Source organism: Burkholderia sp. 28_3 (genome assembly GCF_003253915.1).
Taxonomy (GTDB): Bacteria; Pseudomonadota; Gammaproteobacteria; order Burkholderiales; family Burkholderiaceae; genus Burkholderia; species Burkholderia cenocepacia.
Genome location: NZ_QKZF01000004.1, coordinates 99,227 through 123,841, shown reverse-complemented (window position 1 = coordinate 123,841; position 24,615 = coordinate 99,227). Strand labels below are relative to the sequence as shown.

Genomic DNA, 24,615 nt, shown 5'->3' with positions numbered 1-24,615 from the left:
AATCGTCGAGGAGAGCCGGCATGCAGGAACCCCATTCGCCCGGAACGTCGCCGGCCGCGCGCACGCCGCGCCCGGACGAGGGCGTCGTCGACGCGGCAGATGCGGTCGAGCCGGCCGGCGCGCCCGGTACCGGCATGCTGCAGCGTGCGTTCGCGATCCTGCGCGCGCTGGCCGGCATGCAGCAGGACGGCGTGCGCGTCACGCATCTTGCGAAGGCCGTCGGCCTCACGCAGGGCACCGCGCACCGGATCCTGCAATCGCTGATCGCCGAAGGGATGGTCGAACAGGACGAGCAGTCGAAGCTGTACCGGCTGAGCGTCGACTTCTTCGCGCTCGCCGCGCAGGCCGGCAATCCGAGCAGCATGCGCACGCTATGCCGTCCGGCGTTGCTGCGGCTGTGCGCGAGCCTCGGGGAGACCATCTTCCTGCTCGTGAAGAGCGGCTTCGACGCCGTGTGTCTCGACCTGTGCGAAGGGCCGTTTCCGATCCGCTCGTTTACCGGCGACATCGGCGGGCGCATCGCGCTCGGTGTGGGGCAGGGCAGCCTCGCGATCCTCGCGTTCCTGCCCGAAGCCGAACGCGAGGAGGTGATCCGCTTCAACGTGCCGCGCATTCGCGGCTACGGCGTGCTCGACGAGGTGTATCTGCGCACCGAGATCGAACGCGTGCGGCAACTCGGCTACGCGGGCCGCAATAGCGGCGTGCTCGACGGGATGGCCGGCGTCGCGGTGCCGATCCTCGACCGCACCGGTTATCCGGTCGGCGCGCTGAGCGTCGGCACGCTCGCGTCGCGGCTCGGCGACGACCGGATGCCGATGGTCGTCGAACTGCTGCGACGCCAGGCCGACGCGATCGGCCCGCGCACCAATCCGTTCGACGCCGCGTTGCGGCGGCCGATGCACGGGCTATCGGGGAAAACCGTCTAGCGAGCGTTGCGCGTTGCCGTTTCATCGGCTTGCTTGCGCAAGCCATGCACGTCCGATCAAGGCGCGCAGGGTCCGGCGGACTCGCGCGCTTTCGTTTTTCTTGCGGGCTTGCGCGTGTGGCGCCGCGAGCGCGCGATACGTTCGGATCGAATGGCGTATTTCGAGGGTTATACGACCTTTGAGCCATTTACGTCCCGTTCCATACTTCACATGAACGAGCAAGCCGGAGTCCGCACACAAACGCAATGACGCGTCGCATATCCGGCCTGATCAATCACGACATGAAAAGGAACGGAAGATGCGACTCAAGAGCAAATCGGCATTGATCACGGGCGGCACCAGCGGCATTGGTCTGGCCACCGCGAAGCTGTTCATTTCAGAAGGCGCGCGCGTCGCGGTGACGGGGCGCGACGACGCCGTATTCGAGCGGGTGAAGGCGGAGCTTGGCGAGCATGCGATCGTGCTCAAGGGCGACGTACGGTCGCTCGACGACATGCGCGCGATTGCAGCGGAGGTCAACGACACGTTCGGCGGCCTCGATGTCGTGTTCGCCAACGCGGGCTGGGCGTTCCCGTCTGCCGTCGACGACATCGATGACACGCTCTACAACGGCATCATGGACGTCAACGTCAAGGGCGTGGTGTTCACGCTTCAGGCGGCGCTGCCGTACTTGCGCGAAGGTTCGTCGGTGATCCTCAATACCTCGTTCGTCGCGCAGACCGGCAAGCATGGCATCTCGTTGACCGCCGCAGCGAAGGCCGCCGTGCGATCGCTGGCTCGCAGCTGGTCGTACGAATTTCTCGACCGGAAGATCCGCTTCAACGCGATCGCGCCCGGCGCGATCGACACACCGCTGCTCTCGAAATGGGGCAAGCCCGCCGAATGGGTGCGCGCCCGCAAGGCCGAATTCGCCGAAGCGATTCCGGTGGGCCGCATGGGCACGGCGGACGACATCGCCTGCGCCGCGCTCTATCTCGCCAGCGACGAATCGTCGTTCGTCGTCGGCACCGAGCTGGTCGTCGATGGCGGCGCGTCGCAGCTTTAAGCCCGTGCGTCACGTTTCCCGAGCCCGGTACGTCGTGCCGGCGCGTTCCCCTCCCGATTTCACGTCCGCCGCGCGGTTCGCCGTGGCGGTTATTTCATCCGGCCCGGCGGGGTTGCGCTCGCCCATGGGCCGAAGTGCAAGGAGCAATCATCTTGACCGACAGTAGCGACAACCATGCGCCCACCGGGCCACTCACGCGGGCAGGCCGTTCCCGCCGCGATGTCCTGAAGTTCGGCAGCGCCGCCACCCTCGGCGCCGTGCTGGGCGGCAGCGCGTTGCTCGGGCACGCCGCGCCTGCGCCGACACCGACAGGCAGCGCAGGGCTGCTTGCGCCGAACGAGCCGCTCGACATCCTGATCGTCAATTACGACGGCGGCACGCTGCTCGACTTCGCGGGCCCCAGCGAAATCTTTCACCGGCTGCCGAATACGAACGTTCGCTACGCGAGCCTCGATGGCGGCAACGTGACGCTCGAATTCGGCGTCGTGTACGGCAAGACCGAGCGATTGGCCGATATCGACAAGACCGACGTGATCCTCGTGCCTGGCGGGTCCGATTTGTCGGCACCGATGCGGCCGGCGTATCAGGTGCAGATCCGGCGTCTGGCGGAAAGGGCGAAACACGTGACGTCGGTGTGCAACGGCTCGCTCGTGCTCGCCGCGACGGGCGTGCTCGAGGGCAAGCGCAGCGCGTGCCATTGGGCGTTCGTCAACAAGCTGGCCGAATACGGCGCGATTCCCGTTCCCGACCGCTTCGTCGAAGACGACAACGGCCGCTTCATGAGCGGTGGCGGCGTGACGGCGGGCATCGACTTCGCGCTGCGCGTGGCGGCGAAGCTGCGCGGCCAGCCGGCCGCCGAATACACGCAACTCGTGATCGAATACGATCCCGCTCCGCCGTTCCACTCCGGTCATCCGAGCGATGCACGGCCCGAACTCGTCGCGATGGTCGACAAGAAGCTGCCGGGCGCATCGAAGGGCCTCGCACGCATCCCCGGCGTTCGCTGACACGTTTGCCGGCAACCCGTGCAGGGTTGCCGGCCTCTTCAATTCAAACCCTATTCGGAAATCACTCGATGCAACAGATTCATCCGTGTACGGCTGCGCTTGCAGCCTGCGTGTCCTTTTTCGCACTCGCGACGCCGGCGCTCGCCGCAGGTTCGCAACGCCCGCCCGAAGCGGCCATCAAGGCCGAAAACGCGCGATGGGCGGATGCCTTTGCGCGAGGGGATTACGACGCGATCGGCCGCCTCTATACCGACGACGGCGCGCTCTTGCCGCCGGGAGGCGATAAAGTCACCGGCCGCCGCGCGATCACCGAGTACTTCACCAACGGGTATGCCGGATCGAAACCCGGCACCGTATCGTTCAGCCATTACGAGTTCTACGGCAATGAGCGGGTCGTGACGGAGGTGTCGGATGCGGAGGTTCGCGACGGTGATGGAAAGCTGAAGGTCCGCGCCAAGCAGACGCTCGTCTTTCTGAAGCAGGGCGGCGTGTGGAAGCTGCATCGCGACATGTGGAACGCTTACCCGCCGGTCAAGGATTGACGATCGTCGACGTCCGGCGAAAGGACGCGCGACGTGCCCACGCGCCCATCGCCGGTTAGCGGGAAGCGGGCCACGCAGCGCGCTGATCGGCAGCGCTCGATCAGCGCGCTGCGTTCGTTCTGCTCTCGCGTCGAATCGCTTGCGGCGGATGCCCGTGCAGCTTGATGAACGCTCGGCGCATCCGTTCGGGATCGGTGAATCCCACCGCCAGCGCAATCTGTTCGATCGGTTCGCTGCCGCCCTGCAGGCGCAGCCTTGCGGCTTCGACGCGCAAACGCTCGACGGCCCGCGCCGGCGTTTCACCGGTTTCCCGGCGAAACGCGCGGCCGAACTGTCGCACGCTCAGGCTGGCGGCATCGGCGAGCCGTTCGACCGGCAACGCTTCGGCCAGATGTTCGCGGGCGAAATTCAGCGCAATGCGGATGCGATCCGATTCCGGCTCCATCTGCGACATCGCGGAGAATTGCGACTGCCCGCCGGGCCGCCGATACGGAACGACCAGCAGCCGCGAGACCTCGCGCGCGATCTCCGCGCTCATGTCCCGTTCGATCATGCCGAGCGCCAGGTCGATGCCGGAGGCAATACCCGCCGACGTCCAGACGCGGCCATCGACGACATAGATGCTGTCGCCGTCGACCCGCGTGCGAGGGAAACGCGACTGCAATTGCGCCGCGTATCGCCAGTGCGTCGCGGCTCTCAAACCGTCCAGCGAGCCGGTTTCGGCAAGCAGGAACGCGCCCGTGCACACGCTTGCCACCCGCGACGCCTTGGCGGCCAGTTTTTTGGCCGCGGCGATATTGTCCGAGGTCTGCATCGGCGCGATATCGCCGCCGACGAACACGACGGTGTCGAACGCGCGTCTTCCGATCGGCTTCGTGTCGATCGAAAGGCCGGTATTGCCGGGAATCGGGCCGCCGGTTGGCGAGATGACGTGAAGCGCGTAGGGCGTATGGCCGGCGGCCGTGGCCACCTGATTGAAGGCCGACAGCGGGCCGCCAAGATCGAGCGCGTCGTAGCCACGGCAAACGAAAAATCCAATGCGATGCATCACGAAGCCATTGATCGAGAACGCCGGAATGGCGAATTCTACCGGGAACCCTCGAATTGTGTCAGTTGGCTCAAAACGAGGGAAAACCGTCGTTTACGCCGCGATCGATCAACTGTATTCGTTTGCGCCGTGCTGATGCGATGCCGACGGAAAGCGATGCTCAGCGACGGTAGATGAACTCCAGATCGGTCGATGCGCCGACCTTGAAATCGTACGTGCCGACCCGCTTGAAGCCGGCCTTCTCGTAGAACGCGATGGCCTTCGCATTGCCTGACCACACGCCGAGCCATACCGGGCCGGGGCGCGTCGCGGCGAGATACTCGAGCGCGGCGTCGAACAACGCCCGTCCGGCGCCGGTTCCCTGCGTGCCGCGGCGCAGATAGATCTGATGGATCTCGCCTGAACCGTCCGCCACTTCCGGGTGCGGAAGCTTGCACGGCCCCGCGTGCGCATACCCGACCAGCGTGCCGTCGTCGCCTTCCGCGACCCACGTCCGGCACTGCGGGTCGCCGAGCTGTTCGGTGATCGCGGCAACCGAGTAGGTGCGGGCCTCGTACTCGGCCAGATCGTTCGGCGGATAGTCGATGCCGAAGCCGTCCTGCAGAAAGGTTTCGCGAAACGTATCGCGTTTCAGTTCGGCAAGCGGTATGGCATCGGCCAAGGTCGCAACGCGGATCAACATGACGCTTCTCTCGGTTCGGTATCGGGCCGACAGTTTATCCCGGGTGATGTCGAGCAGCCGCTTCGTGGCCTGCCGACCGGCGACCGCCGCAGTCGGACGCACGGCGGCCTCGTTCACGTCGACATCGGCAGGCCGCGCGATCGCTTCCGGGTCGGGCAGCGATGTTGCGCGCGGTCGCGCAGGCGGCTTCCCGATGCGGAAAAAAGCGCCGATTTTGCAGCGCAGCGAAAGGCGCCGACGCTCGGCTGGCCCGGCCCCCGTAACCAACGGAAACCGCCGGCACGGTCATCATGCGGATGCCGATGGTTGACCGCCGGCGGACATGCTAGGATTTCCGTCAAACAACTCCGGAGACTGCGATGCCGTTCATCTGCGAAAACGTTGAATGTCGTGCCGTGCTGGCTCGCGGGCAGGTCAGGCACCATCAGGAGGGCGCCGGCTGGTGCTTCTACTGCCCGGACTGCAACACCAGAAACGAGTTGATGAATATCGGCACGCTCAGCGGCCCTGTCGAGCTGGTTCAGCCGGAGCGGGCCAGCCCGCCGCACAAGGTCGTCGCGACGGCCCGGCCGCTGGATGACGGCCGATACGCGGCGCAGTTGAGCGTCCAGCGGGCGCTCGCCGTGAAAGGCACCTATGCGGCCGAAGAGCACTGGGATGAACTCGGCGTATTCGGCGACGCGCAGGAAGCCGTCGCGCACGCGAAGTCGTTCGCCACGGACCTGCTGCAGCGCGCGGCGTAGTCGGCACTGTTCCGTGAATGAACGAGGGGCGTCGCGCATGCGTGCGCGACGCCCCGTTGCGTTTTCCGCCCGCGTTCGTCAGTCGCGGATATTGAACGAGACAGGTTGCTTCGCGATGCGCTGATACGTGCCGTCCCGAATCAGGCTACCTACCGAGAAAGCCGCGTGCGGTCACGCAGCCGGCGCCGGCGTTGCGCGGGCCCGTTCGCGTACCGCGACGAGTTCCCTGATCCGCGCGCGGTCGGCCGGCGTCGCCGGCGTGAAGATCACGAGGCTCAGGTCCGGGCGGCCGGTAACCGAGAACGTCGAATGTTCGAGCGCGATCCGGCCGGCCCGCGGATGGCGGATCTCCTTCGTGGCTTCTTCGTGCGTACGGATATCGTGGTCGCGCCACATCGCGTCGAATTCGGCGCTGGTCGCGCGCATCTCGTCGACGAACGCCTGCACGGCCTGCGTCGCGCCGCTGCGCGCGACGTCCGCACGAAACCCGCCAACCGCGAACCGCGCGACGCGCTCCCAGTCCGACTGGGCATGGCGCACGCCCGCGTCGACGAAGATCAGCCGCAGGATGTTGCGCGCGGCCGGCGGGAGCGTCGCATAGTCGGTGAGCGTCGCGGCCGCCGCGTCGTTCCACGCGGCGACGTCCCACGTCGCGGTGCGGATGATCGCGGGGCTCGCGTCGAGCGAATCGAGCACGTGCTGCAGGCGCGGCGTCACGCCGGCCGGCGCGTGATAGCGTACCTCGGGCGGGTGGCCGAGGCCGATCAGGAACAGGTGCTCGCGTTCGGCCTCGTTGAGCATCAGCGCGCGGGCGAGCCGGTCGAGCACGTCGGCCGACGGCGCGCCGCCGCGCCCCTGTTCGAGCCACGTGTACCACGCGACGCTCACGTGCGCGCGCTGCGCGACTTCCTCGCGCCGCAGGCCCGGCGTGCGGCGGCGCGTCGCCGGCAGCCCGAGCGCGGCCGGGTCGAGTTTTTCGCGGCGGTCCCGCAGGTACGCGCCGAGCAGGTTGTCGGGGGCGTCAGCCATATCCTGTTAGTTCGTTTACCAGTAAACCGTCACGACTTCACCGCGCGCGGCGCTCGACAGATAGTAAGCCTCCATTTCATCCGGAGGTGCTGAACATGCGTGTCTTTGTTACGGGAGCATCGGGCTTCGTCGGCTCGGCCGTCGTGGCCGAACTCGTGGCCGCCGGCCACTCGGTGCTGGGGCTCGCGCGCTCCGACGCGGCCGCGGCGTCGGTTGCCGCGGCCGGCGCCGACGTCCATCGCGGGTCGCTCGAGGATCTCGACAGCCTCACGCGCGGCGCCGAAGCCGCCGATGCGGTGATCCACACGGGATTCAATCACGACTTCTCGCGTTTTGCGCAGAACTGCGAACTCGACCGCCGCGCGATCGAGACGATCGGTGCGGCGCTCGTCGGCTCGGCGCGGCCGCTGATCGTCACGTCGGGCCTTGCGCTCGTCGCGCCCGGCCGCGCGGCGACGGAGGACGATCCGCACGTGCCGGTGTCGGAAAATTATCCGCGTGCGTCCGAAGCGACGGCGGTCGCGCTCGAAGCGCGCGGCGTGCACGCGTCGGTCGTCCGGCTGCCGCCGTCCGTGCACGGCGACGGCGATCACGCGTTCGTGCCGCACCTGATTGCGTTCGCGAGGGAGAAGGGCGTGTCGGCGTACATCGGCGACGGCGCGAACCGCTGGCCGGCCGTGCACCGGCTCGACGCGGCGCGCGTGTATCGGCTCGCGATCGAGCGGGGCGCAGCCGGCGCGCGCTATCACGCGGTCGACGATACGGGCGTGCCGTTTCGCGAGATCGCCGAGGTGATCGGGCGGCGGCTGAACGTGCCGGTCGTCGCGAAGTCGGCGGCGGAAGCCGGCGAGCACTTCGGCTGGTTCGCGAGATTTGCGGGGATGGATGCGCCCGCAACCAGCGAGCGCACGCGGGCATCGCTCGGCTGGGCGCCGACGCAGCCGAAGTTGCTGGCCGATATCGACCGGCCGCGGTATTTCGAAAGCTGACGAGCGGCGCGCGCCGCTCGCCATGGGTGCGGCTCGGACAGCCGCTCACACCGTGACGACGATCTTCCCGACCTGCGCACCGGCTTCCATGTAGCGGTGCGCGTCCACGATGTCGTCGAACGCGAACGTGCGATCGATCCGCGGCTTCAGCGTGCCGGCCGCGAGCCCGTCGACGATGAAGCGCTTCGCGCGTTCGAGCCGCCGCGCATCGCCGGTGATCTCGAACAGCTCGTAGCCGCGCAGCGTCAGGTGGCGCGCGAGCAGGTCCATCACCGGCACCGGGATGTCGCGCGTATCGAGCGCGCCGTACTGGAAGAACGTGCCGTGGGTGGCCAGCGCGCGCAGCAGGTTCGCCGCGTCGGGGCCGCCGACCGGATCGAACGCGAGGCGCGCGCCGACGCCGCCCGTGATTTCCGCCACCTGCCGCGGCAGGTCGGCGGGGCTGCCGACGATCACGTGCCGCGCGCCGGCGTCGAGCAGTGCCTGGCGCTTCGATTCGCCGCGCGTCAGCGCGATCGGCACCGCGCCGACCTGGTTCGCGACCTGGATCGCGGCCTGCCCGACGCTGCTCGACGCGGCGCCGATCAGCACCGCGTCGCCGCGCTCGAGCCCGCCGAGTTCGGTCAGCGCGCCGTAGGCCGTCACGAACATCATCCACGTCGCGGCCGCCTCCTCGAACGACAGGCTGTCCGGATGCTTGACGACCGCATGCGCGGGCACGTTGACCACCTCGCCGTACATCCCGTAGTCGGCGAACGAGAACGCCGGCACGACGCTCACCGCGTCGCCTTCCGCGAATGCCGTCACGTTGCGGCCGACCGCCGCGACGATACCCGACGCCTCGTAGCCGAGCGATGCCGGAAAGCGTGGCATGAACGTGTATTCGCCGCGGCGGAACATGACTTCCGCGCGATTGACGCCGATCGCCTTCACGCGCAGCTGGATGTCGTCGGGGCCCGGCGCGGGCACGTCGACGGTGTCGATCTGCAGGACTTCGGGGCCGCCGATGCGGTGGAAACGGACGATGCGAGTCATGGAGCGCTCCTTCGATGAACGGGTGTCGATGAAGCCGCATCGTAGGCGGGCGCCCGCGCCGGATAAACGCGCGGCCGGATCATTGATTGTTATTTGACGAATAACAATCGACGCGAACCCGTGCTACGCCGGATAACGTCGCGCGAACAGATCGGTCAGCCAGTCGATGAACGCGCGCACCTTGTCGGGCAGATGCGCGCGGTTCGGGTACAGCACCGACACCGGCTTCGGCACGGCCGGCACGCCGGGCAGCAGCTCGACCAGCTGACCCGAGTCGATGCTCGGCTGCAGCGCGGGCCGCAACGCGTGCACGATGCCGAGACCGGCGAGCCCGCACGACAGCAATGCTTCCGAGTTGTCGGTGAGCAGGCTGCTCGCGAGCTTCACCGCGACGGTGTCGCCGTGCGGGCGGAACGTCCATTCGAGCACGCGGCGGTTGCGGCCGGTGAAGAAGTTGATCGCGCGATGCATCCGCAGATCGTCGAGCGTACGCGGCAAGCCGTGACGCGCGATATAGGCCGGCGACGCGCATGTGGCCATCGGCACCGCGCCGACGGTGCGCGCGACCATGCTCGAGTCCTTCAGCGTCCCGACCCGCACCACGCAGTCGATGCCTTCGCCGATCAGGTCGGCCGGCTGGTCGCTCGCGCCGAGCACGAGCTCGATCTGCGGATAGCGCTGCTGGAAGTCGGGCAGCGCCGGAATCACGACCGTCTTCGCGAGCGCGAGGGCAACGTCGATCCGCAGCCGGCCCTTCGGCACCGCGCGTTGCTTCGGGAACGACGCGAACGCATCGTCTATGCTGCCGAGCAACTGCACGCAGCGCGCATGGAATGCCTCGCCTTCGGCCGTCACGCTGACGCGGCGCGTGCTGCGGTTCAGCAGCCGCACGCCGAGCTCCTGTTCGAGCTGCTGCACGGCTTTGGTGACGGCCGGCCGATGCAGCTGTAGCGCGTCGGCGGCCTGCGTGAAGTTGCCGCGTTCGACGATCTGTACGTAGATCTGCATCGTTTGCAGGCGGTCCATGGCGTTCCCGGATGGCGTGGCGAGCGGCCATCTTCGCACACCGATAGAACCGGATGCGCGGCCGCCCGCCTGCCGTGCGTCATTCGACCGGATGCAGATCCTGCAGCAGCGTCGGCACCAGCTCCGACACGGTCGGGTGGATATGCATCGCGCGGCTGATCGTCGTGTACGGCGCGCCGGCGGTCATCACGTCGAGGATCCCGTGCACGACTTCGTCGCCGGTCACGCCGAGGATCGACGCGCCGAGGATCGCATGGCTGTCCGCATCGACGATCACCTTCATGAAGCCCTGGCTTTCGCCTTTCTCGACCGCCCGGCCGACGCGCGTCATCGGGCGCGTGCCGACCAGCAGCCGGCGGCCCGTCTGCTTCGCTTCCGCGAGCGTCATCCCGACGCGGCCAAGCGGCGGGTCGATGTACATCGCGTAGGCCATGATCCGGTCGGACACCTTGCGCGGATCGTCGTCGAGCAGGTTGGCCGCGACGATCTCGTAGTCGTTGTACGAAGTGTGCGTGAACGCGCCGCGCCCGTTGCAGTCGCCGAGCGCCCAGATGCCGGGCACGTTGGTGCGCAACTGGTCGTCGACGGTGATGTAGCCGCGCGCGTCGGTGTCGACGCCCGCGCGGTCGAGCCCGAGATCGTCGGTGTTCGGCACGCGCCCGACCGCGAGCAGCAGGTGCGAACCCGCGACCTCGCGGCCGCCGCCCGCGCAGTCGAGGCCGACCACGATGCCGTCGCCGTCGCGGCGCGCGCTCAGGCAGTTCGCGTCGAGCTGCACGTCGATCCCTTCCTTTTCGAGGATCTCGCGCACGGCCTGCGAGACGTCTTCGTCCTCGCGGCGGATCAGGCGTGAGCCTTTCTCGATGATCGTGACCCTGGAGCCGAAGCGCCGGTACATCTGGCCGAATTCGAGCCCGACGTAGCTGCCGCCGACGATCACCAGATGATCGGGCAGGAAGTCGACGTCCATCATCGTCGAGTTGGTCAGGTACGGCACCGAGTCGAGGCCCGGCATCGCGGGCACCTGCGCGCGTCCGCCGACGTTGATGAAGATGCGTTCGGCTTCGAGTACGTCATCGCCCACGCGCACCGCGTTCGGGCGTTCGAACCGGGCATGACCCTGAAAGACGGTCGTGTTGTCGAGGCCGCGTACCCATTGCTCGACGCCGTGGTTTGAGCGGCCGGAAATCTGGTCCTTGCGCGCCTTCACGGCTTTCATGTCGACGGTGACGGGGCCGCCGACCGACACGCCGTACTCGCCGGCGCGCCGTGCGAGCTGCGCGGCGTATGCGCTCGCGATCAGCGTCTTGGTCGGGATGCAGCCGGTGTTTACGCAAGTGCCGCCGAAGCGGCCGCGCTCGACGATCGCGACTTTCATTCCGGCGCCGGCGAGGCGCGCGGCGAGCGGCGGCCCGGCCTGGCCGGTGCCGATGACGATCGCATCGAAGTGTTGCGTCATGACGTCCTCCTGTGCGGGTGCAACGAGGAAAGGGGCGGGCGCAAGCCGCATGCCGTGCCGGCGGTCGCCCGCGGGCGACGAGCGCCTATGGTAGACCGGTTGGCCGGGGGCCGCGAGCGGCGCCCGGACGACGCGTCGTATTGAAAAACGGCACTGCCGCGGGCGGCGTCTAGTCCTTGCGCGTCCACTGCCCGAACGACACCGGCCGGTGCGCGTCGGCGCGCGTCACGGTGACGTGGTCGGGCTGGTCGTCGAGCGGAAACGATTCGGTGACGATCTGGCTCGAAAAGAGCCAGCCGTGCGTGCGCGGGTCGTAGCGGAACGTGACGTAGTCGGTCCAGTGCTGCCCGCACGCGACGACGTTTTGCACGGTGAAATAGCGGCCCTTCACCGCCAAGCCGTTGTCGCCCGCATCGTCGGGATCGAACGGATCGCATTGGCCGCCGTCGTTGGCGCGCAGCACGGCCTGGTCGTTGCGGGCCGCGAGACGGTACGTGTGGTCGGCTTGTTCCTCGTAGATCAGCAGCGGGCGCGGCGACGGCTGGTCGCGCGTATCGACCGCGCGATGCACGACCACCAGAAAGCTGTGCCGCCCGTTGTCGAGATCGGGGCCGGCGTGCGCGATCAACGGCTGGTAGCCGGCCGGCAGTTGCGCGGCGATCGATTTCGGCAGGCTGTCGGCGCGGGCGCCGAGCGGGAGCGCGGCGAGCAGCGGCAGCAGCAGGGCAGCAAGGCGAAGAGCGCGCATGGCGGGCGGTCCGGTCGAAAGGAGAAAAGGGGAGGAGTCGCGCGGCGTTACAGATCGCGCCCGAGAAAGTCCGTGCCCGGCACCGGATTGAACGCGACGGGCGGCGCGGGCGTGAAGCCGAGCGACGCATACAGTTGCCGGGCGGCGACGAATTCGGGCAGCACGTCGACGCACATGCGCGCGTAACCGGCCGCCTTCGCGTCGTGCAGCAGCCGTTCGACGAGCTGGCGGCCGACGTTCAGCCCGCGCGCCTCGGGCCGTACGTACACGCGCTTCATCTCGCAGGTCGCCGGGTCGATTTCGCGGAACGCCGCGCAGCCGACCACGCGCTCGCCGCGCCACGCGAGCAGCAGCCGTCCGCGCGGCGCCGCGTATTTCCCGGGCAGCGCGGCAATTTCGGGCTCGTAGTCCTGGAATTCAAGGCTGACGGTCGGGCTCGCGACGTACTCGCGAAAGATCCCTTCGACGGCGGCGGCATCGTCGGGATAGCGGGCGGCGCGGATCTCGATCATGGGTGGCGCGTGATGACGGGAAAGAGGGCCAGCATAGCAGCGCACGGCCGCTTTCGGCGATGCGCGAAGCGTGCCAGAATCAGCGGCTCGACCGTCGGAAACGACACGCAGGCGCCGGCGCAGCGGCGTCGCTGACCAAGGAGACTTCGATGACCGCATCGGCTGCCGTACTCGCCATCCTGGCTGCGCTGTTTCTCGGCGCGATGATTCCGGGCCCGAGCTTCGTGCTGGTGGCCCGCAACTCGATCGGGCTGTCGCGCCGCGACGGGCTGGCCACCGCGCTCGGCATGGGCATCGGCGGCATCGTGTTCGGCGGCGTCGCGCTGGCCGGGCTGTACACGCTGCTGCAGGCCGTCGAATGGCTGTATGTGGGCCTCAAGGTCGCGGGCGGCGCCTACCTGATCTACATGGCGTCGAAGATCTGGCGCGGCGCCGACCGGCCGATCGCGATGGACGATCCGCAGGCGATGGCCGGCGGCAGCGCGCGCAAGTCGTTCCTGACGGGCCTCACGACCCAGCTCAGCAACCCGAAGACGGCGATCTGGTACGGCAGCATCTTCGCGGCGCTGCTCCCGCAGCATCCGCCGCTGTGGTGCTATCTCGTGCTGCCGCCGCTCGTGTTCGCGGTCGAGTTCGGCTGGTACACGCTCGTCGCGCTGTGCTTCTCGACGCGCCGGCCGCGCGAACTCTACCTGCGCGCGAAGAAGTGGGTCGACCGCATCGCGGCCGGCGCGATCACGCTGCTCGGGCTGCGGCTGATCCTGAATGCGCCGAAAGCGGGGATCTGAGCGCTTTCATTGCTGATCCGCGTCGGCGCGCGCGGCGGCGGTCATGGCCGTCGCGGGCCGTCGGCGCGAACCGGCGAGACCGGCCGGGTCGCCCGCCCGAGTACGCGTCGGCGGCCCGCCGACGCATCGCTTCCCGATGGCGCGGCCGCTCGCCGGCCGCCGCCGACCGTGTTTCCCGACCGCCACCATCCCACGCCGAGCCTTGCACGACGGGCGTTCGCGTGTGTCACCCGGCGCGCCGAACCGCGCCGCTTCCCCGATTCTGGCGGTCGACCGGCCGACGACGTGTAAACTGCTGCCTTTTTTGACGGTTTGCAGCATGGTGCAAGCATCTCCGCGCCCGGCGTTGAGCGGTCCGACGCTCGTCCGGCTGCTCGCGCGCCTGGCCGATGCCGACGTCGCGGAATCCCGGCAACCGCTGTCCGACCGGCTGAGCCAGTGGCTCGGCTGGACCGACGCGATCACGCTGTCGTCCGCGCTGAATGCGAGCCCGCCGGGCGTCGCGGCCGGCGTGCGCGGCTACGACGCGGAGCGCGACTGCGCGCGCGTGCGCCACGACCTCGCGCAGGCGATCATGGCCGCCAACCGGCCGCGCACGCGGCGCCGGCCGGGCGACCTGCCGCCGCCGGCGGCCGATACGGCGGATTTCGCGGACTTCCGCCAGCGTTATCTGACCCTGCAGCAGGACATGGAAACGGCGATCGGCCAGTTGCGCGGCCGCCTGCGAGTCGCGCTCGCCGCGCGCTCGTCCGGGATGGCGCGGCTCGCGACGCTCGACACGATCATGGAGCGCGTGCTCGGCGCGCGCGAGCGCAGCCTGCTGTCGGCCGTGCCCGCGCTGCTCGGCACGCGCTTCGCGCGGTTGCGCGACGCGGAGCGGCAGGCGCTGGCCGACGCCGAATCCGCCGCTGCTGCGGCCGCCGGTTCCGATGCGCCCGATGCCGCCACTGCGGCCGATGAAGGCGCGGCGGCGGCCGACACCCCGACCGTCGCGGCGATCGTGCCCGGCGCATGGCTCGATACGTTTCGCGACGAGATGCAAAGCATCCTGCTTGCCGAACTCGAAGTCCGGTTTCAAACGGTAGACGGGCTGCTCGCGGCCCTTCGCACCTGCTAATCAACACGCTATGTCCAGAATTCGCCTTGATCTCGTTGTCTTCGTCGCCGGTCTGCTCGCTGTGGGCTGGATCGGTGCCGGCTATGTCGCGTCGAACCCGCTGGCGGCGGCCGTCACGCTGCTGATCGGCGCGTGCTACGTCGCCGGCGCATGGGAACTGCTGCGCTACCGGCAGGCAACCGCCACGCTGTCGCACGCGGTCGCCGGCCTGACCGAGCCGCCCGCGAAGCTCGACCCGTGGCTCGACACGCTGCATCCGGGCCTGCGCGGCGCGGTGCGCGCCCGGGTCGAAGGCGCGCGCGTCGCGCTGCCGGGCCCGGCGCTCACGCCTTACCTCGTCGGCCTGCTGGTGTTGCTCGGGATGCTCGGCACGCTGCTCGGGATGGTCGTCACGCTGAAGGGCACGGGCGCCGCGCTCGAGAGCGCGACCGATCTCGATGCGATCCGCGCGTCGCTGATCGCGCCGGTGAAGGGGCTCGGGTTCGCGTTCGGCACGTCGATCGCCGGTGTGGCCACCTCGGCGATGCTCGGGCTGCTGTCCGCGCTCGTGCGCCGCGAGCGGATCGATGCGGCCCAGCAGCTCGACGCGAAGATCGCGACGACGCTGCGCGTGCATTCGTCCGCGCACCAGCGCGACGAATCGTTCCGGCTGCTGCAGCGCCAGGCCGACGTGATGCCGGCGCTGGTCGACCGGCTGCAGACGATGATGACGACGCTCGAGGCGCGCAGCGTCGCGCTGCACGATCGCCAGCTCGAAAGCCAGCAGGCGTTTTTCGACCGGACCGAGCGGGCGTACGCGGGCCTGGCGTCGAACGTCGGCGACGCGCTGAAGGAGAGCGCCGCCGAAAGCGCGCGCGTGGCCGGCGCCGCGCTGCAGCCGGTCGTCGCCGCGACGATGACGGGGCTCGCGCAGGAGATGGCCGCGCTGCGCGACACCGTGACGGGCGCGGTGCAGCGTCAGCTCGACGGGCTGACGGACGGCTTCGAGAAGACCACCGGCAACGTGACGGCCGTGTGGAATCGCGCGCTCGACGAACAGCGTCGCGCGGGCGACGCCGTCGCGCAGCAGTTGCAGACGACGCTCGGCCAGTTCACCGACACGTTCGCGCAGCGTTCGTCGGATCTGCTCGATGGTGTCGCGACGCGCCTCGAATCGACCGAAGGCCGCCTGTCGGACGCGTGGCGCGACGCGCTGGCGCGCCAGGAGCAGGTCGGCGAGACGCTGGCCGGCCAGCATGCGCGCGCGCTGGGCGAAGCCGCCGCGACGTTCGAGCGCCATTCGGCCGCGACGCTCGCCGCGATGCGCGAGTCGCACGCAGGATTGCAGACGCAACTGGCCGCGCGCGACGAAGCACGCTTGTCCGCATGGAACGATTCGCTGGCTGCGATGGCCGCGAAGCTCGGCGACGAATGGCAGCGTGCGGGCGAGCACAGCGCGGGCCGCCAGCAGGAAATCTGTGACGCGCTCACGCAAACGACGCGCGACCTCGCCGCGCAGGCGTCGACGTTCGAACAACGCTCGAACGATCTGCTGACGACGATTCGCGAATCGCACACCGGCCTGCAATCGCAACTGGCTGCACGCGACGAAGAACGTCTGTCCGCATGGAACGATTCGCTGGCCGCGATGGCCGCGAAGCTCGGCGATGAATGGCAGCGTGCTGGCGTGCACAGCGCCGGCCGTCAGCAGGAAATCTGCGACGCCCTCGCGCAAACGACGCGCGACCTCGCGGCACAGGCATCGACATTCGAACAACGCTCGAACGATCTGCTGACGACGATCCGCGAGTCGCACACCGGTCTGCAATCGCAACTGGCTGCACGCGACGAAGAACGTCTGTCCGCATGGAGCGACTCGCTGGCCGCGATGGCCGCGAAGCTCGGCGATGAATGGCAGCGTGCAGGCGTGCACAGCGCCGGCCGTCAGCAGGAAATCTGCGACGCCCTCGCGCAAACGACGCGCGACCTCGCCGCGCAGGCGTCGACGTTCGAACAACGCTCGAACGATCTGCTGACGACGATCCGCGATTCGCACACCGGTCTGCAATCGCAACTGGCGGCGCGCGATGAAGCACGTCTGTCCGCATGGAACGACTCGCTGGCCGCGATGGCCGCGAAGCTCGGCGATGAATGGCAGCGCGCAGGCGTGCACAGCGCCGGCCGCCAGCAGGAAATCTGCGACGCCCTCGCGCAAACGACGCGCGATCTCGCCGCACAGGCGTCGACGTTCGAGCAACGCTCGAACGATCTGCTGACGACGATCCGCGAATCGCACACTGGCCTGCAATCGCAACTGGCCGCGCGCGACGAAGCCCGCCTCGCCGCGTGGAACGATTCGCTCGCCGCGATGGCCGCCGCGCTGCGTGACGAATGGGCGCAGACGAGCGCGCAGGCCGCGGCGCGCCAGCAGGACATCTGCGACACGCTGACCCGCACCGCGAGCGACATCACCGCACAGGCGCAGGTTCACGCGAGCGACACGATCAACGAAATCGCGCGGCTCGTGCAGGCCGCGTCGGAAGCGCCGAAGGCCGCGGCCGACGTCGTCGCCGAGCTGCGCCAGCGCCTGTCCGACAGCATGGTGCGCGACACCGCGACGCTCGAGGAACGCAGCCGTCTGCTCGCGACGCTGGAGACGCTGCTCGGCGCGGTCAATCACGCGTCGACCGAACAGCGCGCCGCGATCGACGCGCTCGTCAGCACGTCGGCCGATCTGCTCGATCGCGTCGGCGCGCGCTTCAACGACACCGTCGAGGCCGAAACGCGCAAGCTCGATTCGGTGGCCGCGCAGGTCACGGCCGGCGCCGTCGAAGTGGCGAGCCTCGGCGACGCGTTCGGGATGGCCGTGCAGGTGTTCGGCGAATCGAACGACAAGCTGCTGACCCATCTGCAGCGCATCGAGGCCGCGCTCGAGAAATCGCTCGCGCGCAGCGACGAGCAGCTCGAATACTACGTCGCGCAGGCGCGCGAAGTGATCGACCTGAGCGTGATGTCGCAGAAGCAGATCGTCGAAGACCTGCAGCAGCTCGCCGGCCGGCGAGCGCCTGTCGGAGCGTAACGCATGCATGACGAAATCGACGGCGGCGCGCAATCGGCGCCGGTATGGCCCGCGTTCGCCGACCTGATGTCGGTGCTGCTCGGCGCGTTCGTGCTGATCCTCGTCGGCGTGATCGGCATGCAGCTTCAGCTCACGTCGAAGCTCGAGGAAGCGGTGCGCGCGCGCCAGCTCGAGGCGCAGCAGCGCAAGTCGCTCGAACAGGCGCTCGCCGGGCCGCTCGCGGCCGGCCGCGTGACGCTCGTGAACGGGCGCATCGGCATCAGCGGCAACGTGCTGTTCGCGCTGAACTCCGACCAGTTGCAGCCCGCGGGCCGTGATTTGCTGAAGACGCTGGCCGTACCGCTCGCCACCTATCTGAAGACCCGTGACGAGATCCTGATGGTCAGCGGCTTCGCGGACGACCAGCAGGTACACGCCGGCAACCGCCTGTTCGCGGACAACTGGGAACTGTCGGCCAAGCGCGCGTTGACGGTCACGCGCGCGCTGATCGATGCCGGCGTGCCGGCGTCGTCGGTGTTCGCGGCCGCGTTCGGTTCCGAACAGCCGGTCAGTTCGAATGCGGACGATGAAGGCCGCGCGAAGAACCGCCGCGTGGAAATCGCGCCGGTGCCGCGCAAGTCGGCGTCGAACGGAGGCAACGCAAAGTGACGGACGACGCGACGCAGGTGCGCGCGACGCTCGACGCCTGGCGCGAGCAGGGCGCCGACCGGCTCGATCCCGTGCGCTTTCACCGGATCGATGCGCTCGAGCGGCGCGCGGCCGTGCTCGACGGCGCGGCACGCGCGCTGCTCGACGCGCGGCTGGCGACGCTGATCGACGGGTTTGCGGCGCTCGTCGCGCGCGCCGACGACGATGCCGAAGTCACGCGCGAGACGGGGCAAGCCGCGACGAGCAGGCCCGCGCGCGGCGCGCTGGCCGCGCTCGTCGAAGGGCTCGCGCGCGATCCGCAAGCGGACCGGCGCGGGCTCGATCCCGAGCTGGTCGACTACTTCCGCACGATGTGGTCGAAAGTCCGCACGGAACAGCAATACCGCCAGTCGCTCGACCAGGTGCCGCGCAACGCCGGGCCGCTCAATTCGAACAGCCTCGTGCACCGCTCGCTCGCGACGATGCGCGAGCTGTCGCCGGACTATCTGCAGCAGTTCCTGTCGTACGTCGATGCGCTCGCATGGCTCGAGGATCTCGCCGGCGGCGGCGCGCAGCCCGAGAAGGAAGCGCCGCGTGCGAAGGCGGCCAAACCGGCGAGAAAGACGACGCGCACCAAGGCGCGATAACGCGACGCCCCAGGGGGCAGGCGTGCGGGGTACTTAGCGGCCTGGCGCCGACTCGGCGATCGCCGCGCGCAGCGCGTGCAATGCGTCGACGAGCGCCGATGCGAACGGCGGATGCGCGGCGATGCCCGCCGCGTCGAGCCGGCTTCCGAGGATCGGCAGCGCGATCGAGGCGGGCTCGACGATGCGCGCCGACATCACCGACAACGTTTCGCGCAGCGCCGCGTCCGCATGCGTCGCGCGCGGCGACGCGTTCAATACCGCGACCGGCTTGTACACGACGGCCTCGCATCCCACGACCCAGTCCAGCGCATTCTTCATCACGCCCGATATGCCGTGCGCGTATTCCGGGCTCGCGATCAGCACGCCGTCGGCCGCGTTCAGGCGGTCGATCAGGTCGCGCACCGCGGCGGGTGTCGGGTATTCGGCATCGGGATTGAACAGCGGGAATGCGCCGAGACGATCGAAGCGCGCGATGCGCATGCCGTGCGGGGCAACGAGCGCGGCTGCGTCGAGGAGTGCCGCGTTGTACGACTGCGCGCGCAGGCTGCCGCACAGCGCGACGATGTCGAGCGGGCGGCCGACGTCGGTTCGGGGATCGATGGTCATCGCAGGGCGTTTCGATTGGCGGGTCGAGCCGGCGCGTCGCACGGGCTCGGCGGATTATCGCATCGGCGTTCGCGCCGCGTCGCTCATCCCGGCCGCCTGCGCGAATTCTCCGATGCCCCAGCCGCTCCCGAGCAACAGCCGCCGCGTATGCAGTGCGCCGTGCACGTCGTCGGCAACGGTATCGCCGAGATAGCGCAGCGCGCGGCCTTCGACATCGACGAAGCCGTGCCGGTAGTGCTGCGCGAGCGCCGTCCACAACCGCGCGGCGCCGACCGACTGGCGCGCGCCGCTGATCAGGCACAGGCCCGCGTCGAGCCCCCAACGGTACAGCGTCGTCGCGAGGCCCTTGCGTTGCGCCGAGCCGCGCAGCCGCGTGTGCGGCGCGCGCAGGTAGCGGTCCGCGCGGCGCGGGATTTCGGGCAGGCGGTTGAACACCGTGTAGCCGGCGAGCTGGCGCGCGGCCAGATCCTCGACATACAGGAAGTATTCGCCGTCCGCTTCGCGATGGCGGACGACCAGGCCCGAGCGGCCGAGCGCGACGCCCGGCAGGCCGTGCAGGCGATGGCCCGGCTGGTGGAGGCGTTCATAAAGGGTGTCGAGTTCGTCGTCGATGTCGTGCTGGGAATGCTGTACGTCGATACGCATGGCGAAAGGCGCCCGTCTCGGGCGCATCGAGAAAGGAGTGCATGGCAACGGGGAAGCGGAAAGGGAAGCGGCCCCCGGGCTCGGCGAAGCGAGCCGGGGCCGCGCATCAGCTGGGGATGTGCTGGAAACCGGCGGCGATCGCGGCGAGGCCCGCGATGCAGAGTGCGAACAGGATCAGGACTTTGTGGATCACGCCTCTTTCCTCATGAATGCGCGGCGCCGGCGGGCGGCGTCGCGGAGACGGTGAGCGGCGGGCACGGCCCGCACGGCCGTCGTGCGGGACGACGGTCGGGGTCCGGCGACGGATCGTGCGCGGACGGCCAGTACCATACGCGACGCGTCGGGGGCGGGCAATCGGACTGGGGGAGAAAAGCGACGAAAAGCGGAGAATCGCGCTGTTTCGCGACAATTGGCCGCATGGGGGTGCTCAAACGTTCGGGCGATCCACGCGAAAGCGCATCGCCCAGCGCCGGAGAGCATGCGTGCAACAGTGTCGTTGCGGATGCGAAGTCCGCGACCGATCCGACACCCACGCGAGGGACCGGAGCGGCATGGCGGCCGCCCCGGCCGCTCCGTCACACCGCCTGCCGCCCGCCGAACGTCTGCCTGATCCGCGCGAACAACCCGTGCTGCGCGATCCATTCGGCATACGCGCGATAGTCGGGATCGCGCATCAGGTGACGCTCTTCCGTCTTCGCGCGCGTGTAGTAGATCAGGTTGACCGCGACGAGCCCCGCGCAGTGCATGAGCCCGATCTGCCAGCCGAGCGGCTCGACGAACGGCACCGACACCATCCAGTACGACAGGTTCTTCGTGATGTACGCCGGGTGCTTCGTGAAGCGGTACGGGCCCGACGTGATGATCCCGCGGTTGGTGAGGTTCGAGAACCGCAGCCCGAACGAGATCGTGCACAGCGCGTAGGTCAGCAGCAGCAGGATGATCACCGTGCCCCAGATCACGCGCAGCGTCGGCGCCGACAGCAGCCAGTTGTCCCAGAACACCGACCCTTCGTAGCGGATGTAGTTGTTCGAGATCAGCGACCAGAACGGCTGGTAGCAGATCAGCGCGGCCACCCAGCCGAGCGTCGTCGGCTCGACGGTGCGCACGTGGCTGTCGAGGATGCGGAACGTGCACAGGTAGCCGACGGTGCCGAACATCAGGTCCATCGTGAACGACAGGTCGTACATGAACACGAAGGTCGCGATCGTCATCGGCGCGTGCATCGCGTTCGCGAGCGACGCGCTCAGGTGATCGGCATCCTTCGACAGGTAGACGGTCATCAGCGGCAGGAAGAACGCCTTCACGCCCCAGCCGGCCAGCATCTCGCGCACCGGCTTCCAGCTCGCGGGCTGCTCGCGGCGAAACAGGAAGCGGCCCCACAGCAGGTACGCGTCGTCGGTCTCGCGCTGGTGGCGGTCCATCCACGCGAAGTAGAACGGCGCGGCGACGATCACGTACGGCGCGAGCGAGCGCAGCAGCGACCAGAACGGCAGGTAGAACGCGCCGTGGTATTCGGGCAGCAGCCAGTAGATCGCGCCGATGCCCGCGTAGATCGACGTCAGCGCGCCGAGCCGCGTCGCGACGCGCGCGAGGCCGAGCGGCCGGACGGCCTGCCGCGACAGCCCCGCGCTCGGGCGCAGGTAGACGCGCGAGATGAAGAGTTCGTGCAGCGCGATCGTGCCGATGATCGCGAGGCTCGCGATGACCGCGCGGGTGGCCGCATCGAGGGCCGGGTGGTCGCGCGTGATCCACAGCGCGAAGAGTCCGGCCGTGATGCCGAGCAGGCCGGCGCGGAACGGCGTGGCGGAACGGGGTGGGCGGTCCGGGGCAGCGACGATGCCGTCGAGCGTGGAGTTCATGATCGGATCCTCGTAGGGATGAGGGCCGGCGCCCCCGCTTGGCGGGTGACGCCGGCCGTCGGCCGGGCTGTTTATCGATGTGTGCCCGGCCATTGGCCTGTCGTTCTGGTACGTGATGCGTTAAAGCTTACTTCTTGGTGCCGGCGCCCAGCAGACCGCCGAGCAGGTTGGTCACCGGCGACAGCAGGTTGCCGGTGCCGCCTGCGGCGCCGCCGCCCGTGCTGCCGGTCAGGCCGGTCACCACCGAGCCGCTGCCGCCCGGCGTCGTCACGGTGCCGGCTGCGCCGCCGGGGCTGACCGTGCCGGTGGCGCCGGCCGAGCCGGCCGGCGTGCCCAGCGCACCCGTGAGCGTGCCGACCGGGCCGCTCGTCAGCACGCCGCCGAGCGTGCCGGACAGGTTGCCGCCCGGCGTCGTGACGGTGCCGGTGAGGCTTGCACCGAGCGGCGTCAGCGAGTTGACGAGGCCGGTGACCGGTGCGAGCAGACCGCCGAGCCCTGCGCCACCGGTGCCGCTGGTGCCGCCGGTCCCGCTCGTGCCGCCCGTACCGCTGGTGCCGCCCGATCCGAGGCCGCCGAGTGCGCCCGTCACCGTCCCGAGCAGGCCGGTGATCGGCGCGAGCGGGCCGCCGCTGCTGGTGCCGCTCGTGCCGCCCGACCCGCTCGAGCTGCCGCCGCCGAGGCCGCCCGTCAACGTGCCGAGCAGGCCCGTGATCGGGGCGAGCGGGTTGGTGCCGCCCGTGCCGCTGCTGGAGCTGCCCGCGTTGTTGTCGTGGACGAGGCCGCCGGTCGACGTCACCGTATTGCCGAGCTGCGTCACGACGCCGCCGAGGCCCGTGCCGACCGGGTTGTCGGTCGCGCCGCCGACCTTCGTGCCCGCAAGCGCGAGACCGTTGCCGAGCGTGCTCACCAGGCCGTTGAGCGGGGTGCCGAGCAGCGTCACGCCGCCGAGCGTCTGCGTCGCGCCGGGCGTCGTGACGCCGCCGGTCAGCGTGTTCGTGATCGGGTTGATCACCTTGCCGAGCTGCGTTTCGAGCTGCTGGACCGGCGAGCTGTTCAGTGCCGTATTCAGCGCCGAGGCGGTCGAGTTGACCGCGGTGCCGACCGTGTTGACGAGGCTGCCGACCAGCGTCGTCGCCGGCGCGAGCGGCGACAGCGGACCGGTGCCGAGGCTCGTCACTGCATTGCCGAGGTTGTTGACCGCGCCGCCGGCGCCCGTCAGCAGGCCGGTGGTCGACGTGAGCGTCGGTCCGAGCGGGTTCGCCGACACGCCGATCGAGCCGAGGCCGGCCGCGATGCCGTTGCCGAGCGACTGCACGCCGTTGCCGAGGCTGCCGACCGCGTTGCCGACACTGGTGGCCGTCGTCGGGTTCGTGCCGGGGATCTGCACGCCGCCGATCTGGCTGCCACCGTTGACGACCGTCGTGCCGAGCGCCGTCACGAGGTTGCCGGATTTCTGGAGGACGTTGCCGAGCGGGGTGACGCCGGTGCCGGACGTGCCGGAGGTGCCGGAAGTGCCCGACGTGCCGGACGTACCCGAGGTGCCGGAGGTGCCCGAGGTGCCGGAGGTGCCCGAAGTACCGGAGGTGCCCGAAGTACCGGAGGTGCCCGAAGTACCGGAGGTGCCCGAGGTACCGGAAGTGCCCGAGGTACCGGAAGTGCCCGAGGTACCGGAAGTGCCCGAGGTACCGGAAGTACCCGACGTACCGGAAGTACCCGACGTACCGGAAGTGCCCGAGGTACCGGAAGTACCCGACGTACCGGAAGTACCCGACGTACCGGAAGTACCCGACGTACCGGAAGTACCCGAGGTACCGGAAGTACCCGAGGTACCGGAAGTACCCGACGTACCGGAAGTACCCGAGGTACCGGAAGTACCCGAGGTGCCGGAAGTACCCGAGGTACCGGAAGTACCCGAGGTACCGGAAGTGCCCGACGTACCGGAAGTGCCCGAGGTGCCGGAAGTACCCGAGGTGCCGGAAGTACCCGACGTACCGGAGGTGCCCGACGTACCGGAAGTGCCCGACGTACCGGAAGTGCCCGAGGTGCCGGAAGTACCCGAGGTGCCAGAAGTGCCCGAGGTACCGGAAGTACCCGAGGTGCCGGAAGTACCCGAGGTGCCGGAAGTACCCGAGGTGCCAGAAGTGCCCGAGGTACCGGAAGTACCCGAGGTGCCGGAAGTACCCGAGGTGCCGGAAGTGCCCGACGTACCGGAAGTACCCGAGGTGCCGGAAGTCCCCGACGTACCGGAAGTCCCCGACGACCCCGAAGTCCCCGAACTACCGCCACCCGAAGTCCCCGACGAACCGCCGCCCGACGTACCCGAAGTCCCCGACGTGCCGCTCGTCCCGGACGTGCTCGGCTTGATCGTCGGCGGGGTCGTCGGTCCATCGACCGAGCCGCAGCCGTACAGCGCGAGCAGTGACGAGACGGCCATCGTTACCGTCGTCTTCTTGAAGAGATTCTGCATGTTGGCCTCG

The 24,615-nt window shown here is 69.1% G+C and carries 24 protein-coding genes; 11 read left to right on the top strand and 13 right to left on the bottom strand.

The genetic code is table 11. From position 1 onward, the window contains the following. Positions 1–20 precede the first annotated feature (20 nt). The 4 genes from DFS13_RS11225 to DFS13_RS11210 all read left to right on the top strand — a co-directional run bounded on the left by DFS13_RS11225 (position 21) and on the right by DFS13_RS11210 (position 3,520). Positions 21–926: an IclR family transcriptional regulator gene (locus tag DFS13_RS11225; protein ID WP_006485919.1), complete on the top strand. Its 906-nt coding sequence runs from the start codon at positions 21–23 to the stop codon at positions 924–926. A 298-nt stretch (positions 927–1,224) separates the two neighbouring features. Further along, on the top strand, positions 1,225–1,971 hold the full coding sequence (locus DFS13_RS11220; protein ID WP_060212727.1) for an SDR family oxidoreductase: 747 nt from the start codon (positions 1,225–1,227) through the stop codon (positions 1,969–1,971). Between the two features lie 152 nt (positions 1,972–2,123). Continuing rightward, complete coding sequence (locus DFS13_RS11215; RefSeq protein WP_060212725.1) at positions 2,124–2,978, top strand: DJ-1/PfpI family protein; 855 nt, start codon at positions 2,124–2,126, stop codon at positions 2,976–2,978. A 68-nt stretch (positions 2,979–3,046) separates the two neighbouring features. Beyond that, complete coding sequence (locus tag DFS13_RS11210; protein ID WP_060212723.1) at positions 3,047–3,520, top strand: SgcJ/EcaC family oxidoreductase; 474 nt, start codon at positions 3,047–3,049, stop codon at positions 3,518–3,520. 100 nt (positions 3,521–3,620) lie between these two features. Here DFS13_RS11210 and DFS13_RS11205 read toward each other — a convergent pair whose 3' ends face one another. Further along, complete coding sequence (locus DFS13_RS11205; protein ID WP_006485916.1) at positions 3,621–4,568, bottom strand: GlxA family transcriptional regulator; 948 nt, start codon at positions 4,566–4,568, stop codon at positions 3,621–3,623. 160 nt (positions 4,569–4,728) lie between these two features. After that, positions 4,729–5,250, bottom strand: coding sequence for a GNAT family N-acetyltransferase (locus tag DFS13_RS11200; protein ID WP_006493481.1), 522 nt, complete (start codon positions 5,248–5,250; stop codon positions 4,729–4,731). Between the two features lie 359 nt (positions 5,251–5,609). On the opposite strand from DFS13_RS11200, the gene DFS13_RS11195 reads away from it, so the two are divergent. Beyond that, positions 5,610–5,993 carry a hypothetical protein gene (locus DFS13_RS11195; protein WP_006493487.1) on the top strand — a complete coding sequence of 128 codons (384 nt, stop codon included), beginning with the start codon at positions 5,610–5,612 and terminating at the stop codon, positions 5,991–5,993. A gap of 171 nt (positions 5,994–6,164) precedes the next feature. Here DFS13_RS11195 and DFS13_RS11190 read toward each other — a convergent pair whose 3' ends face one another. Further along, on the bottom strand, positions 6,165–7,022 hold the full coding sequence (locus DFS13_RS11190) for a helix-turn-helix transcriptional regulator (RefSeq protein WP_048988324.1): 858 nt from the start codon (positions 7,020–7,022) through the stop codon (positions 6,165–6,167). Positions 7,023–7,117: 95 nt separating this feature from the next. On the opposite strand from DFS13_RS11190, the gene DFS13_RS11185 reads away from it, so the two are divergent. Then, the gene (locus DFS13_RS11185; protein WP_060212991.1) at positions 7,118–8,011 is read left to right on the top strand and encodes an SDR family oxidoreductase; all 894 of its coding nucleotides are present in this window, start codon (positions 7,118–7,120) and stop codon (positions 8,009–8,011) included. A 45-nt stretch (positions 8,012–8,056) separates the two neighbouring features. Here DFS13_RS11185 and DFS13_RS11180 read toward each other — a convergent pair whose 3' ends face one another. The 5 genes from DFS13_RS11180 to DFS13_RS11160 all read right to left on the bottom strand — a co-directional run bounded on the left by DFS13_RS11180 (position 8,057) and on the right by DFS13_RS11160 (position 12,791). Further along, positions 8,057–9,046 carry a zinc-dependent alcohol dehydrogenase family protein gene (locus DFS13_RS11180; RefSeq protein ID WP_060212720.1) on the bottom strand — a complete coding sequence of 330 codons (990 nt, stop codon included), beginning with the start codon at positions 9,044–9,046 and terminating at the stop codon, positions 8,057–8,059. 123 nt (positions 9,047–9,169) lie between these two features. Next, complete coding sequence (locus DFS13_RS11175; protein WP_060212718.1) at positions 9,170–10,072, bottom strand: LysR family transcriptional regulator; 903 nt, start codon at positions 10,070–10,072, stop codon at positions 9,170–9,172. 79 nt (positions 10,073–10,151) lie between these two features. Next, entirely contained in the window at positions 10,152–11,531 is a 1,380-nt protein-coding gene (locus tag DFS13_RS11170) for an FAD-containing oxidoreductase (protein ID WP_006485924.1), read from the bottom strand. A gap of 169 nt (positions 11,532–11,700) precedes the next feature. Beyond that, on the bottom strand, positions 11,701–12,279 hold the full coding sequence (locus tag DFS13_RS11165; RefSeq protein WP_006485913.1) for a hypothetical protein: 579 nt from the start codon (positions 12,277–12,279) through the stop codon (positions 11,701–11,703). 47 nt (positions 12,280–12,326) lie between these two features. After that, complete coding sequence (locus DFS13_RS11160; RefSeq protein ID WP_006485921.1) at positions 12,327–12,791, bottom strand: GNAT family N-acetyltransferase; 465 nt, start codon at positions 12,789–12,791, stop codon at positions 12,327–12,329. 149 nt (positions 12,792–12,940) lie between these two features. Here DFS13_RS11160 and DFS13_RS11155 point away from each other — a divergent pair, with 149 nt between their 5' ends. Further along, complete coding sequence (locus DFS13_RS11155; RefSeq protein ID WP_012493146.1) at positions 12,941–13,579, top strand: LysE family translocator; 639 nt, start codon at positions 12,941–12,943, stop codon at positions 13,577–13,579. A 6-nt stretch (positions 13,580–13,585) separates the two neighbouring features. Here the strand turns inward: DFS13_RS11155 and DFS13_RS39865 are convergent, their stop codons facing one another. Further along, positions 13,586–13,900, bottom strand: coding sequence for a hypothetical protein (locus tag DFS13_RS39865; RefSeq protein ID WP_124550816.1), 315 nt, complete (start codon positions 13,898–13,900; stop codon positions 13,586–13,588). Here DFS13_RS39865 and DFS13_RS11150 point away from each other — a divergent pair. Genes DFS13_RS11150 through DFS13_RS11135 form a run of 4 tightly spaced genes read left to right on the top strand, consistent with a single transcriptional unit; the run spans position 13,899 to position 19,028 of the window. After that, a complete protein-coding gene (locus DFS13_RS11150; RefSeq protein ID WP_060212716.1) occupies positions 13,899–14,696 on the top strand; it encodes a DUF3348 domain-containing protein in 798 nt (265 codons plus the stop codon). The genes DFS13_RS39865 and DFS13_RS11150 overlap by 2 nt on opposite strands. Before the next feature lie 10 nt (positions 14,697–14,706). After that, on the top strand, positions 14,707–17,754 hold the full coding sequence (locus DFS13_RS11145; RefSeq protein WP_060212714.1) for a DUF802 domain-containing protein: 3,048 nt from the start codon (positions 14,707–14,709) through the stop codon (positions 17,752–17,754). 3 nt (positions 17,755–17,757) lie between these two features. Then, a complete protein-coding gene (locus DFS13_RS11140) occupies positions 17,758–18,402 on the top strand; it encodes an OmpA family protein (protein ID WP_006491235.1) in 645 nt (214 codons plus the stop codon). After that, positions 18,399–19,028 (top strand): DUF2894 domain-containing protein, encoded by a 630-nt coding sequence (locus DFS13_RS11135; protein ID WP_034202712.1) that lies wholly within the window; start codon positions 18,399–18,401, stop codon positions 19,026–19,028. Before DFS13_RS11140 ends, DFS13_RS11135 begins: the two co-directional genes overlap by 4 nt. A gap of 33 nt (positions 19,029–19,061) precedes the next feature. Here the strand turns inward: DFS13_RS11135 and DFS13_RS11130 are convergent, their stop codons facing one another. From DFS13_RS11130 to DFS13_RS40805, 4 genes are all read right to left on the bottom strand, one after another. After that, positions 19,062–19,634 (bottom strand): NADPH-dependent FMN reductase, encoded by a 573-nt coding sequence (locus DFS13_RS11130; protein WP_059722470.1) that lies wholly within the window; start codon positions 19,632–19,634, stop codon positions 19,062–19,064. Positions 19,635–19,688: 54 nt separating this feature from the next. Next, complete coding sequence (locus tag DFS13_RS11125) at positions 19,689–20,279, bottom strand: hypothetical protein (RefSeq protein WP_006485515.1); 591 nt, start codon at positions 20,277–20,279, stop codon at positions 19,689–19,691. 575 nt (positions 20,280–20,854) lie between these two features. Further along, positions 20,855–22,138, bottom strand: coding sequence for an isoprenylcysteine carboxylmethyltransferase family protein (locus DFS13_RS11120; RefSeq protein WP_006495601.1), 1,284 nt, complete (start codon positions 22,136–22,138; stop codon positions 20,855–20,857). 127 nt (positions 22,139–22,265) lie between these two features. Next, a complete protein-coding gene (locus DFS13_RS40805; RefSeq protein ID WP_111441721.1) occupies positions 22,266–24,605 on the bottom strand; it encodes a collagen-like triple helix repeat-containing protein in 2,340 nt (779 codons plus the stop codon). Between the last annotated feature and the right edge of the window lie 10 nt (positions 24,606–24,615).